A 13,775-nucleotide genomic window follows, 5' to 3' on the forward strand; every position below is an offset into this window, starting at 1 on the left:
TATTAAATATTAAATGTTGCCCAAATAGGTGCGTGATCAGATGGCTTTTCTATCCCACGCAGTTCATAATCGATATCGCTTTCTACACAATGCTGCATTAATGTATCGGTGGCTAGGATCACATCTATACGAAGCCCTCTGTTGTCGTCAAAGCCGCGAGAACGATAGTCAAACCATGAATATTGCTCGGTATCATCAGGTTTGAGCTCTCTAAACGTATCTTTAAAACCCCAACTTAAAAGTGTATCTAGCCATTGGCGTTCTTCAGGTTGGAATGAACATTTACCGGTTTTTAGCCAGCGTTTACGATTGGCTTCGCCAATACCAATGTCTAAGTCTGTCGGAGAAATATTAATATCGCCCATTACGACAAGTGCTTGTTCATTATCACATTGGGTATTTAAATGGCTCATGAGATCGGCGTAGAATTGGCGTTTATACGGAAATTTTGTCTCATGATTGATGTTATCGCCTTGGGGGAAGTAGCCATTCATAATGGTTACTTCTTTACCTGATGGGCTATCAAAAGTACCAATAATCATACGCTTTTGAGATTCATCAGTATCACTTAAAAAGCCTTTTTGGATTTGCTTAGCTGGCATTTTTGAGAGTAAAGCGACGCCGTAATGTGCTTTTTGACCATGGTAATGAACGTGATAGCCCATCGCTTCTACATCTTCAACAGGAAAGGCTTCATCGTGTACTTTGATCTCCTGTAAACCAATAACATCGGGTTGATGTTTGTCAATCACAGCTTGAAGTTGATGGAGTCTCGCTCTTAGTCCATTGATATTAAAAGAGATAATTTTCATTTTTAACTACCTTATTATACTAGTGATATTGCTGTCATTGGTGCATTAGTTGTATTTAGAAGATTTTGTTTTGCTGTTTCAGTCAAAGTTAGCCTGATCAAGACTAAGCGTTTGAATAATATCATTCATTGACTCACAGCTAAATAACCATAGCTTTGGATGCGTGAAATTACATGTGAAGCACTTTGGTAAAGTCAGGGGGAGCTTTGTAACACCCAGTTATTAATGCGTAAAGAAGCTTGAATTTGAATGTTGAACAAAATAGCGCCATGAGATAGACAGACATATCAATGCTGGAATATTTACTACCGCAAAGCTTGTATATAAATCTGAGGTTAATAAATATTTCGTGTGCAATAAGTGAGGCGTTATTGTGAATAATTCTGGGTGATAAAAAGCGCCACTTTAAACTTTAAAGGGCGCTTCAGTTGATAGGGCAATGAATTTAGAATACAAAGTCTACGCCGAACGTGATAGCACGTGAATCACCATGGTAGGCCCAACCCGTAGGTTTATGTCCTTGGTCAACAAATTTATCATACTGGATTTTAAAAGCGGCATTAGGTAAGAAGTTGTAGCGTAAGCCGTAGCCAAGTACATAATGTTCTTCTAAATCTTCAGTTGGCACACCCTTAGTCCGCTCATGATCTGCCTTGGAATATGAGATATATGGCTGGTAGTCACCCCAGTTGTATACCAAAGAGAGTAAATAGGTCGGAAATTCGGTTCCTACATTATCGTCATAATCTACCATATTGATATCAAAGAGTAAGGTAAACTGGTTAAGTGAAACGTTACCACCTAATCCCATAAACGTCTGAGAAAACGGTGTATACGGGTCTATGCTGCCGTCTTGTTGAATGGTTTCTCTATCACGGTCGTTTGTAAAATATACGAAGCGCAAATCAAAACTATCACCGGAGATATTCCAATTCATACCGGTAATGTCGGTCCAAAATTCGTTGACTGTACGAGCATTACCGCCATATAACTTGTTATAGTAAAGCATTTCAACGTTATCATCCGAATACTCATTACCATAAAAGAAGGTTACAGTGTTTGAGAATCCTCCCATTTCAAAGTCATACATTGCACTTATGCCATTGAACTGGGTCACTTGCCACCAATATAAATTTGAAGGCGGACGCATCCAAGGGTATGCATAGCCGACTTCAGAAAACTCCGAAAAGTAGTACATTGGTATATTACGCCGACCAGCCATAAATCGTAGATTTTCTGAGGCTTGATAGGTGACATAGTACCAATCAAACTCTGGCTCAAAATCATCAACCCCTTTTGCTACAAGTTGGGCAGTTGCAGAAAAGTTATCAGCTAAATCTATAACCGCTTGCACTGCAAACATTGATTCAGCTTTAAAGGTTAAATCGTTTTTATATTGTCCCACGTCATAAAAGTCAGCTGTGAAGATTTCATCACGAGTTTGTCCGGGCTTTAATGGGTCGTCAACCGTACCGAGTGTTTTTCCCGCAATAATTGAACCATAGCCACTGATATTTACATCTGCGAGTGCACAAGTTGACACAAGCATCGCGATGGTGGACGTAACAGTTAATAAGTTTTTCATATTTATACCCCTGCTTAAAATGTTGCTACGACTTTAACTGCATCGGTGGCAGCACCGGCATCGACGTAACCAATGGCATCTGGATTGGAAGAGACAGCAGAAATAATATCACTCGCTGAGTCCATCTCTTGAGGCGGGGTGCCTTTACCCGTAAATAAGATTTTTGACCAGTATGCTTTTACTTGGCTGCTCGACTTACCAATGACTTTGGTATTGAATTCGTCAGTTGCGGGGTCTCCAGAACTAGAGCTGATCAGAATTGCAGCTCTGCCATTTGAAAATGACTTAGATTTACCCAAGAAGATTTTTTTAATCGTTTCTTGGTCGAAGGTGGATGCATTACTTGGGTGAACAACAATTGCTACCTCGGCAAATGCACTTGAAGCATTAAACAAACTAAAAGCTGAGACTGCTAGAACGACTTTCCACGTTACTTTTTTAACAGACCATAACATAGTGAGTTCCTTATGTGAGTTACAAAGAATATAAATTATGTTGGATAACAAAATTAAAAATAGTCTCTGCATTTGTTAATGCAAGTATTTGTAGTGAAAATGTAAATTGTGTTTGTAATGTTTTAATTGAGCGGCTCATTGCTGAGTATTTAGTTTGATATGCTATATACTTATTAAATACTTACCCATAAAAGGAACTTTAATTGGATAAGGTAGTGCTTTTGTATGGTCAAAAATTTGAGAATGAACATCTCCAATGAGACATGGGAGAGGTTAACAATTGAACTTTCATTGTAAAAATATAGATAGTTGTTAGCGGAGCTCGCTGAACAGTTTGCTTAGATGTAAATAGCCTATTAAATGAGCAAAAAAGAAAGCATTTATCATTTACAATGCAAAAGTTGGCTATATAATGCGCGCAAATTCGTTCATATTGGGTATATTATGTTTAAGTCTCTATCACTAATTGTTGCACTTTCTACGGTTACTTCAGTATCTGCTCAGGTAGAATACACACCAGCCAATGCCTCGGCTGAATCAAAAGTTTGTGTAATTGCAGCCCAACAAGGACTTAGCGCTGCTCGTACGGAAGCACAAAAGCACGGTATTTTTATCTCTCGTTTTTCACAGACTTTGGTTTGTAATGGCAAAGACGTGCGTGAGATCGCAAAACAAGCAGATCAAAGCATCCAAGAGCTAGCAGAAAAGAAAGTTGCACTTATTGCTAAAACACCTTCTGCAGAAACTGAATTATGTATCAAAGCAGCTAAAGATGGTGTTGCAAGCATCGCTGTGCACGGTCATAAAGCGCGTAGCTTACGTTGTAATGACATGCCTGTTAAAGAGTTTGTTAAGCAGTACGGCAAAACAGCTATCTAATTTGCTTGTAATAGCATGCACCATATTTTGACGGCTAAGATTGAATACAATATCTGCAGCTGTTCAACAAAAAGCCGAATCATATGACTCGGCTTTTTGGTTTTACTCACTAGCAAATAGTCGTTTATGTGTTCTTCGAGCATGTTCATCGGTCATGCCACACAGATAATCCGCTAAAATGCGCATCTGCATTTGTTCTGATTGTGCAAGTTGATATTGTTCTTGTGTAGTGTAAGGTAATAACCTCATAGGATCACTGGCCAACGCTCGAAACAAGTCAATCAGTAAATTTTGCCCACTAAACTCAATTTGCTGCATTTTTGGTTCTCTGATCAGTCGCTCAAACACAAATATTTTCAATATATCCAGTATGTCTGAAAACTCTTCATCTAGGGTGACACTGTACTTCAACAACGGAGATTCAAAATCTTGATGTTGGACTGACAGAGCACTGTTAACTATGAATAAATTAACTAACTCGCCAATAGCGTCCTTTCGCAAAGCTTCATCTCGTGAAAATAGTCGCTCACTTATATTATCTAGGTTTTCATCTATCCAGGGAGAGCTAAGAGAAGCCAGTTTAGGCTGGGCGTAAAGTGTCCAATCAGAGTATGTTAAGGTGTCTGTCGCTATGGCATCTTCTAAATCGTGAACCGCATAGGCAATATCGTCAGCAAGCTCCATAATAGCGCAATCGAGGGATTTGAATTGCGTTTTACAGCGGTACTGATCAATGACTTGATGTTGTTGTAACAACACTTGATCTTGTTCAGAAAATGGCAAAATTATCCAATCAAATACGTCTTTATCACATCGATACACGCCTTTTGCAGGCAGCCAATCGTTTGCCTTTATAAAACGTTGCTTGCTATCGTGTGTGGGCTTGTTGAACCATAGTGTGTCAATGATTGCTGGGTATTTAACAAACCCAAGCAGTGTACGGCGAGTGAGATTCATGCCAAACCCCTTACTGTAGGGCTCAAGCTTAGAGACGATTCTTAATGTTTGCGCGTTACCTTCAAAACCGCCGTGATCTCTCATCAAGTAATTTAACGCAGTTTCACCACCATGACCGAAAGGCGGGTGACCAATATCGTGGGCCAAGCACAGCGTCTCAATTAAGCTTGTAGAGGGAAAGTGAGCAAATTCAGGGTTTTTAATTTTCAAATGTCGAAGCAAACCACTTCCGATTTGCGATACTTCTAAAGAATGGGTCAGGCGCGTACGATAAAAATCGTTAACGCCAATACCCATGATCTGCGTTTTTGCCTGCAAACGTCGAAATGCTGCGGCATGAATAATTCGTGAACGGTCAACTTGCCAAGGAGAGCGGTTGTCATTTGGACGATGTTTATGTTGCTGAGATAATCGTTGTTGCCAAACTGTTTGCATAGATGCTCCGTATTGCAATGATCAATAGGCTATACTTTTATACGATGAGAAAACAGAAATTCGCGTTTAATTATAAGTTTAAGTATAATCTGGCGCTGATTTATACGTTAAAAATATAGCTATGTGCTTGTATACCGATACTAACAAGCTGGTTAGGTAACTTACAGTCTAAATAATGGATTTGACTGGCACATTAGCCAAGAGGACAGACATGCAAGTCAGAATTATTAAATTATTGATAGCCTTAGTGTCTATTTGGGCACTGAGTTATCCTTTTATTTATCCAACAAACTCGTTACAAACGGCAAAAGAAAAGTTGCCGACAAAGCAACCCGCTAAACCAAAGGTGATTGAGAAGCCTTTACACAATGTGAACCTCCCTAACTTTGCGGCGATTAGGGATGTAAAAGAGAAGAAAAAACGTTTTTTTGATTTTATTAAACCTCATGTGATTGCAGAAAATAAGCTGATCAAACAACAAAGGGCAACAGTTGAGATTGCGCTTATGATGCTGCAAGCTGATGAGTCTTTAACAAAAGCTCAGCTTAAAAAGCTACACACCATATTTGACTACTATCGTTTAGATAGTACTGAAATATCAGTGGTGTCGTTACAAAATGCCTTAGAACATGTTGACGTCATTCCAAAGGAGCTTGCGTTAATGCAAGCTGCAAATGAATCCGCATGGGGTACATCTCGTTTTGCTCGTATCGGGCTAAACTTTTTTGGGCAGTGGTGTTACAAGAAAGGCTGCGGAATGGTGCCAAAACACAGAGATGATGAAGCTGCACATGAAGTTGCTGCTTTTCAATCTGTACGAGATGCCGTTAAATCTTATTTTCGGAACATAAATACTCATGGCGCGTATAGTGAGTTAAGAGCTATGAGAGCACAGCTAAGAGCACAAAAGTTACCGATTGAGGCGACAACTTTAACGCCTGGGCTCGTTGCTTACTCGGAGCGTGGTGATGCCTACGTTGAAGAGTTAAATGATATGATCCGCCATAACAGAGATTATTTTGATGAATAAAAAGTATTTAGCCGTTGCTTTGGTATTGCTTGGCTATTTTCATAACGTAAGCGCAAAAGAGTTCGTGGTCTCATACGATGGCTTTTACGATAGACTAAAAGTGCTTGAAAAAGGCAACTTCGAGTTCGCTCGTGTTAACTTTTATGTTGTTGATATAGCGACGCTTGAGCCATGCACAATTGCAAAGGGCGAAATTGTTACCGAAAATAACAGTGCTCCTTTGACCTACACCCAAGATGCTCAGTTGTTATTGCCATATGACAAAAAGCTCGACAAAGATAAAGCCGTAGTGGTTATTGAACCGCAAAACCCTAAACATGATTGTCAGCTTAAGTTTCAAATTGAGGCTGATCACTTTAGTGCGAATAATTTGAATAAAGCCGATATTTATCAGCTTCATACTGAATTTGAAGAACTGCTTTCAGGCTTATCGGGCTTTTTTATTAGTAAATTAATGGGCTTTTTACTACCTGAACAAAAGGGTATAAAAGTCGCATTTACCCATCCTGTTACCTTTGATGATGAGCAAGTGCAATGTATTCAACAGAGTTGCACCTTTGAGGTGAATGAAACATGGCAAGATAACGCTGTGATGCTCAATACACCCAATGCAACTATCACCATTGAACAAGTCACTCCTTGGATCGTTAAGTAACAACACGCACTGGCTCAATGTTTGTTGAGCCAGACACCTACCTTGAAAGCAACTCTTCAGTCAAGCCCTGTTTAATTTTAACCGACCAATCAATTGCAAGGTTTTATTCTTTCTGCTAGACCTTATGTAGGCTGATGAATCAAAGGACGGCCCTACCATGTTTAAGTTTCTAAAACATATGAGTAGATTTAAAAGGTTATTCAAACATCGTACGTTTGGGGTGTTTGTAGTGTGTGTCATGTCGCTTGGCGTGGTGCTCGTTATTATACTTGATCACCACACTAAATTAGACGTAAAGAGAGAATTTCACAGTGAAATAAGCAGCCAACTCTCTTTGCGGCATAACTTGCTTATAAGCCAATTAGATGACAAAAAAAGAGAGCTGCGCTTTTTGTATGCAACACCACCAGTAAAGGAATAATGCGCGCTGCGAGCAATAATGATGTTGACCCCCTTGATGGTACTGTTAAATCGCAATGGATCGCTAGACTGCAGACAATATTTAAAAGCTATATTGATAATCATTCTGATATTCTCCAATTAAGGTATGTGGGTGTCGCTAATAATGGCAAAGAGATTGTGCGTGTTGAACGGCGAGATGGAATTGTCTCGATAGTTGATGACAGTGCGCTTCAAAGCAAGGCTCAGCGCGCTTACTTTAAAGTTATAACTAAGTTGCACCCAGGAGAGCTATACGTATCAGACCTAAATTTAAACCGCGAATTTGGCAAACTTGATTTTCCTTATCTACCCACCTTACGAGTTGCCATGCCCGTATTTGATCAAACCCAAAAGATTTTTGGCTTTGTCATTATCAACATAAAAGCACAAGTTTTGCTGGACGAAATACAACAAGATCTCAGTAAAGAATTAGATTTATATTTAATTAATGAGCGTGGGGACTTTAAAATTCACCCTAATAATGCGATGACGTTTGGAGAAGACCTCGGAAACTCAAATGCTTGGGATGATCTATTTGAGCCATTAGCAGCTGATAACGGTTTTTCAGTGGCTTATGATGTAAGCGCTGGGTGAGATATTTTATATTTACAAAAGCGCTTATTGTTCTCTTACTCTGGGGCTCCTGATTACCTTAACATGGTGCTTGCAGTGCCACAGCCACTGTTAGAGCAGATAGTCGCTGATCGACGACAACAAACAATTGTGCTGATCGTTATATTTACTTTGATCGTGATACTGGTGGGGGCCGTGTATCAAAACAATGCAAATAAGAAAAACGCTTTGCTTGAGGCAAAATATAAATATGAAGCCATTATTGTAGGATCATCCGATGCAATCATAGGCATGGATCGGAATGGTATTGTCACGAGCTGGAATCAAGCTGCGCAGAAAATATTTGGTTTTAGCGAAGATGAAGCAATTAACAAATCGATTTTTGAATTATTTGTGCCGCCAGAGAGCTCGCGGATCTCACTTGAAGGAATACAAAATTTAAATGATGACTTGATGGTGCCTTTTGACTTTATTGCCCGTGATGCACAAGGTAACCCAATTGATGTATCTGTGACTCTTTCACCGTTTACGGTTAGAAACAATAAAGCAATTGGTGCTGCGGCCATAATTAGAGACATAACGATACAAAAAGAAACTCAGGGTTTATTAAGTGAATTAAACGAATCACTAGAAGAAAAAGTAGAAACACGTACGAAAGAGCTGGATTTTGGCCCGTCAAAAGGCAGTAGAGGCCAACGAGGCTAAAAGTAATTTTGTGGCCAACATTAGCCATGAAATAAGAACACCGATGAATGCTATATTGGGTTTGACCTACTTACTTCAAAAACAACCACTTTCACCGACTGTGCTAAATATGGTGCAGAAAATTCACCATTCAGGGGAAAACCTGCTTGGTATTATCAATGATATTTTAGATTTTTCAAAAATAGAGGCACACCGCTTAGATATTGAATGTGTTGCTTTTCAATTGGCTGATGTTATTGATAACGTTGCCAATATAATGTCTTCATCGGTGGGAAATAAGCCTATCGAAGTGATTATGTCTGCCATCCCTCAAGGCGCTGAGAGCTTAAAAGGCGATCCGCTAAGACTTGGACAAGTGTTAATTAACCTAACAGGTAATGCGTTGAAGTTTACAAAGCGTGGTGAAGTAGTGGTTGGCATGACACGGGTTAATGATTATATACACAATGAAAAGGTCAGGATCCGCTTTTCAGTTAGAGATACCGGTATCGGTATTCCACAAGAAAAACAGAAAACCATATTTAATGCATTTTCTCAAGTTGACGCATCAACCACCCGCACATTTGGCGGAACAGGTCTGGGTCTGACAATCAGTAAGCAATTAGTTGGGCTAATGGGGGGCGATTTACAATTATTCAGTGAGGAGGGCGTTGGTAGTGAGTTCTACTTTGAACTTACCTTCCCGTTATCAGACCCTGCTACTAACTCTATGCCACATATGCTACATCAAAGGATACTAATAGCAGATGATCATGACGTAGCGCTGTCTTTGATTGTAGATACAGCAATGAGCTTAGGTTGGCGTCCTGAGTCAACATCATCTGGTCAAGGAGTGTTAGATAAGCTAGAAAAGCTTGGCATGTCGACGTTTGATGTATTGCTGATAGATTGGCGTATGCCAGGCATTGATGGCTTGTCTGCTGTGACCTCAATTCATGAGCAAATGCCTGATTTTGATACTCCGGTCATATTAATGGTTAATGCTGCTGATAGAGATAAACTGTATGACAACCCTGCAAGTAAATTGATAGATGCGGTTATCACAAAACCTGTTACAAGTTCGAGCTTATACAACAGCTTATTGGAGATTAAAAATCGCCGCGGTGGAATTAAAAATAAAATAGTGCGTTCACAAGCAAGGCGAGTAGAGGGGTTAACAATTCTTGTGGTTGATGACAACGAGATTAATCGAATGGTCGCAGAGAATATCTTAAGCAGTGAAGGTGCTCAAGTTGAGCTGGCTGAAAATGGCTCGATAGCATTTTCAATATTAACCAAATCTCCTCAGAAATTTGATGTAATACTGATGGATGTACAAATGCCAGTGATGGATGGTTACGCGGCTACACGAGAAATTAAACAAAATGGTGAACTGCGAAATATACCCGTTATCGCTTTGACCGCGGCGGTGTTCAAGGCGGATAGAGATGCGGCAATTCGCGCTGGTATGGATGATTTTGTTCCAAAACCATTTGATGTTGAGGAGCTTATTGGCACTGTTTTGCGTTGTACAAAAAAGCAAAACAGTTCAGGGGTGAGCAAAGCTAGAATTAGTTACCGCGATGAAACACTTAATGACCCCTATTTTAGTGAAAGTTTGGGTCTTGAGAAGTGGTCAGATAAGAAAAGCTATCAAAGTCAGCTTGCGGTATTTTTAGAACATCATGAAAATGATATCCAAAGAATGACGGATGAACTGGAAAAAGCTCATTATGTGGAAGCACAAAGGCTGTGTCATAAGCTAAGAGGCTCTGCGGGCGCACTACAATTAAAGCCCTTATGGGAGCTATCAACTCAGTTAGAGGTTTTATTAGAAGAGGAGAGCGAGGATTATTTAGAGCTATTGAAAGAGCTTGCTCAATGCATGAGGGAGACTATTGAGCTTATAAGGGAATACTTATCTAACAACCGAGAACTGGATCCGACTATAAAAGCGCGTGTTGTAGAGTTTACCCATCAAACAGAACATGCGTGTAAAAGTGTACTTAAAACACTCAGCAGCAATGATGCTGATAAAGTTGAAAAAGCGCTCAGCAAAGTTGATAAATGGCTTCCCGAAGAATTGGTGGGCAATATAAATAGCTGTTTGAACGAACATGATTTTCGTCGCGCCGAGTCAATAGTTAAAGAGTACATAGACTCACAGAATAGCTAGATGCTTTTTTAAGCCCAATCCTAGCGAGTAGTAAAAGTGATAAACGGTATTTACAGCTAGAGTCAGGACTTTTACAGTTTGAAAAGAGCGCTTTAGAGTGTTACGCCTGAGTGCTCGCAGCATACCAGTAAATCGTTTTATCATAGATAGATACAACGGTGCCCGCTGTGTTATGTCCATTTACATTACGCTACAGTGTAAAGAAAACTCACCATTTTTTAGACAATTATGGCAATATCTCTGTTATTAGAAGTAGATTAAGCTAGTTCGTTACGCAAAAAATCCGTATAATTGCCGCCCTTGAATTTCCATTGCAAATTTAGTCAGCGCCACTGACTATGTGGGTAGGTAAATGAGTCAAACAGATACGCGAAAAGAAGCTTTTGAATTTAATAAGCTACAAAAACGACTGAGAAGAAACGTTGGTAACGCCATTACAGATTACGGCATGATTGAACAAGGTGATGTTGTTATGGCCTGTATCAGCGGTGGTAAAGACTCCTTTGCTATGCTTGATATTCTACTTCAGTTGCAAAAGGTCGCGCCGATTTCTTTTGACGTTGTGGCGGTTAACCTAGACCAAAAGCAGCCTGGGTTTCCTGAACATATACTACCCGAGTATTTTGACTCGCTGAATATTCCTTATTACATTGTAGATAAGGATACTTACTCAGTAGTAAAACAGAAAATACCAGAGGGAAAGACGACCTGTGGTCTTTGCTCACGTTTACGTCGTGGCACCTTGTACTCGTTTGCGGAGAAAATTGGCGCAACTAAAATTGCACTGGGCCACCATATGGATGATATGGTTGAAACATTATTTTTGAACATGTTCCATGGTGCACGTCTCAAAGGGATGCCACCTAAGTTACGTTCAGATGACGGACGTAATGTGGTGATACGTCCTCTCACTTATTGTCGTGAAAATGATCTTATCAGATATGCTGAACAAAAAGAGTTTCCAATTATTCCGTGTAACTTGTGTGGTTCTCAGGAAAACTTACAACGTCAAAATATCAAATCTATGCTAGTTGAATGGGATAAGAAAACCCCAGGACGCGTAGAGAATATCTTTAAATCAATGCAAAACGTAAGCCCAAGTCAATTGGCAGATAAAGCATTATTTGATTTTGAAAACTTGCCACTGGATAGAAGTGAAGAGCGACAAGAATATGAGTTTTCAGAAGCGGTTGTTTCTTCGACCAACATTGACGAGTCGCTGTTTATTGACGTGACCAACATTTAGTCAGAGACCATGAATTGAAAAGCCCCTCGTTTGAGGGGCTTTTCAATTTGCATGATTAGTTTTCTAATGGACTTTTATAACCATCAGGTTTTAGCGCTAACACATCGCAGTCAAGACTGTCGATTACATGTTCTGCGGTATTACCAATTAGGGCTGCGCTAATGCCTGTTCTGCCAACGGTTCCGATCACCACAAGCTCAGATTTTTTATCTTTTGCGACCATGGGGATCACATCTTCTGGTAAACCTTCTTTGACAATGCAATCATCTTGAGAGATAGAGAAAGAAGCTGCTAACGCAAAGGTTTCTTCTTCATGGTGCTTTTTCACCGCTTCATTGTACTGAGTTGGATTAAACTCAGGAATTTCAATGGCAATGTTAACTGGGGTCGCAGGGTAGGTGTTCACTAAACTTAGTTTGGCGTTAGCGAGCTGGCAGATAAACTGCGCGTCGCTAATGATACGTTTATTTAGCTCCAAATGCTGGTCGTTATCACTTACAGCATTCACTGCAGCAAGGATATGACCATGAGCTGGCCAGTCTTGATCTTTTACCAGTAATACGGGAGCAGGACATTTGCGAATAAGGTGCCAATCGGTTGGCGTAAAAATCACAGATTTTAATGTGTCGTGTTGATGCGTGCCTTTAACAACAAGATCATAGCCATCGTTTATAACAGTTTTTATAATTGCTTCATACGGGCGGTTATGCCATAGCACTTGGCTATGAATGTTGATGCCATTCACGTTTTGTAAAATTTCATCTATCCATGCTTCTCTATCTTTAACAACCGCATCTCGCATAGCTTCGCGCTCATCTTTAGAGAGCATAGTGGTCATTTCATAGGAAAAGTCATAAATTGATAAAAACGCGGTCACTTCAGCACCGGTTTTTTTTGCAAGTGTAATGGCGCGCTGTAAGCTGTCTTGTTGCGCTTTGGTTGGGTCTATAACGGCTAAAATGCGTTTAATCTTATCCATCGCAAATTCCTTAACGTGCTTTGTTAGCTAAATCAGTTAACTTTAAGTGTAACTGATTTAGCGCAAGGTTAAAGAATTTACCCGTAATTCGTTGTTTTAGATCAAATGGAAATGGCTGCAGTTTTTGCCAGCGCAGGAATATCCAAAATGGTAATAAACTTACCTTCAACTTTGATAATTTCAGATTTTTGAAAACGACTGAGTAAGCGGCTAATTGTCTCAACGGTTAAGCCAAGATAGTTGCCAATTTCACCTCGAGTCATGGTGAAGCGAAACTCTTTGCGTGAAAAGCCACGTTCCCCAAAGCGATTTGAGAGGTTGAAAATAAATGTGGCCAAACGTTCTTCGGCGGTTTTTTTATTTAATAGCAATAACATTTCCTGATCGTAATTTATTTCATTACTCATCAGGCGCATGATCTGTTGGCGTAACTTAGGGAGTTTACCTGCTAGGTCATCTAGCGTTTCGAATGGGATTTCGCACACCATGGATGTTTCAAGAGCTTGGGCAAAACTTTGATGCTGCATTTTGTTAATTGCGTCAAAGCCAACTAAGTCACCAGCTAAATGAAAGCCAGTAATTTGCTCATCACCTTGTTCTGAAAGCGTATAGGATTTAAATGAGCCAGAGCGAACAGCAAAAATAGCATTAAGTGGTGCGCCGGATTCAAATAAGTAATCCCCCTTATGCAATGGTTTTTTGCGCTCGATAATTTCATCGAGTTTGTCCATTTCGCTGCCATTGAGTGTGAATGGCAAACACAGCTGACTGATGCTGCAGTTATTGCAGCTGATTGTGCATTGGCTTTTGCCACGCTGTTGGTTGCTTAAATCCATAATAAATCCATTCTTTAATACGTTTTACCTAG

General features: G+C 39.9%; 13 protein-coding genes. 7 read left to right on the forward strand and 6 right to left on the reverse strand.

Going from position 1 to position 13,775, the window contains the following annotated elements:
• Positions 1-2: 2 nt before the first annotated feature.
• The 3 genes from xthA to HG263_RS00170 form a co-directional block, all read right to left on the reverse strand.
• Positions 3-812, reverse strand: a complete 810-nt coding sequence (gene xthA, locus HG263_RS00160) for an exodeoxyribonuclease III (protein WP_171624073.1) — start codon at positions 810-812, stop codon at positions 3-5.
• A 445-nt stretch (positions 813-1,257) separates the two neighbouring features.
• Complete coding sequence (locus tag HG263_RS00165; RefSeq protein ID WP_171624074.1) at positions 1,258-2,397, reverse strand: porin; 1,140 nt, start codon at positions 2,395-2,397, stop codon at positions 1,258-1,260.
• A gap of 14 nt (positions 2,398-2,411) precedes the next feature.
• A complete protein-coding gene (locus tag HG263_RS00170) occupies positions 2,412-2,852 on the reverse strand; it encodes a substrate-binding domain-containing protein (protein WP_171624075.1) in 441 nt (146 codons plus the stop codon).
• 444 nt (positions 2,853-3,296) lie between these two features.
• Here HG263_RS00170 and HG263_RS00175 point away from each other — a divergent pair, with 444 nt between their 5' ends.
• On the forward strand, positions 3,297-3,731 hold the full coding sequence (locus HG263_RS00175; protein ID WP_171624076.1) for an exonuclease III: 435 nt from the start codon (positions 3,297-3,299) through the stop codon (positions 3,729-3,731).
• Between the two features lie 102 nt (positions 3,732-3,833).
• On the opposite strand, the gene HG263_RS00180 is transcribed toward HG263_RS00175, so the two are convergent.
• Positions 3,834-5,123: an anti-phage deoxyguanosine triphosphatase gene (locus HG263_RS00180; RefSeq protein WP_171624077.1), complete on the reverse strand. Its 1,290-nt coding sequence runs from the start codon at positions 5,121-5,123 to the stop codon at positions 3,834-3,836.
• 211 nt (positions 5,124-5,334) lie between these two features.
• On the opposite strand from HG263_RS00180, the gene HG263_RS00185 reads away from it, so the two are divergent.
• The 6 genes from HG263_RS00185 (at position 5,335) to ttcA (ending at position 11,928) form a co-directional block, all read left to right on the forward strand.
• Positions 5,335-6,153: a glucosaminidase domain-containing protein gene (locus tag HG263_RS00185; RefSeq protein WP_171624078.1), complete on the forward strand. Its 819-nt coding sequence runs from the start codon at positions 5,335-5,337 to the stop codon at positions 6,151-6,153.
• Complete coding sequence (locus HG263_RS00190; protein WP_171624079.1) at positions 6,146-6,808, forward strand: DUF2987 domain-containing protein; 663 nt, start codon at positions 6,146-6,148, stop codon at positions 6,806-6,808. Before HG263_RS00185 ends, HG263_RS00190 begins: the two co-directional genes overlap by 8 nt.
• Positions 6,809-7,228: 420 nt before the next feature.
• Positions 7,229-7,843, forward strand: coding sequence for a PDC sensor domain-containing protein (locus tag HG263_RS00195; protein ID WP_171624080.1), 615 nt, complete (start codon positions 7,229-7,231; stop codon positions 7,841-7,843).
• 75 nt (positions 7,844-7,918) lie between these two features.
• Positions 7,919-8,527 (forward strand): PAS domain S-box protein, encoded by a 609-nt coding sequence (locus HG263_RS00200; protein ID WP_171624081.1) that lies wholly within the window; start codon positions 7,919-7,921, stop codon positions 8,525-8,527.
• Positions 8,490-10,682, forward strand: a complete 2,193-nt coding sequence (locus HG263_RS00205) for a hybrid sensor histidine kinase/response regulator (RefSeq protein ID WP_171624082.1) — start codon at positions 8,490-8,492, stop codon at positions 10,680-10,682. Before HG263_RS00200 ends, HG263_RS00205 begins: the two co-directional genes overlap by 38 nt.
• Positions 10,683-11,034: 352 nt before the next feature.
• Positions 11,035-11,928, forward strand: coding sequence for a tRNA 2-thiocytidine(32) synthetase TtcA (gene ttcA / locus HG263_RS00210; protein WP_171624083.1), 894 nt, complete (start codon positions 11,035-11,037; stop codon positions 11,926-11,928).
• Between the two features lie 55 nt (positions 11,929-11,983).
• Here the strand turns inward: ttcA and uspE are convergent, their stop codons facing one another.
• Together uspE and HG263_RS00220 are read right to left on the reverse strand one after the other, a co-directional pair.
• Positions 11,984-12,907 carry a universal stress protein UspE gene (gene uspE, locus HG263_RS00215; RefSeq protein ID WP_171624084.1) on the reverse strand — a complete coding sequence of 308 codons (924 nt, stop codon included), beginning with the start codon at positions 12,905-12,907 and terminating at the stop codon, positions 11,984-11,986.
• A 101-nt stretch (positions 12,908-13,008) separates the two neighbouring features.
• Positions 13,009-13,743: an FNR family transcription factor gene (locus tag HG263_RS00220; protein ID WP_171624085.1), complete on the reverse strand. Its 735-nt coding sequence runs from the start codon at positions 13,741-13,743 to the stop codon at positions 13,009-13,011.
• Positions 13,744-13,775: the final 32 nt, after the last annotated feature.

The organism is Pseudoalteromonas caenipelagi, assembly GCF_013140855.1.
In the GTDB taxonomy this organism is placed as follows: Bacteria; Pseudomonadota; Gammaproteobacteria; order Enterobacterales; family Alteromonadaceae; genus Pseudoalteromonas; species Pseudoalteromonas caenipelagi.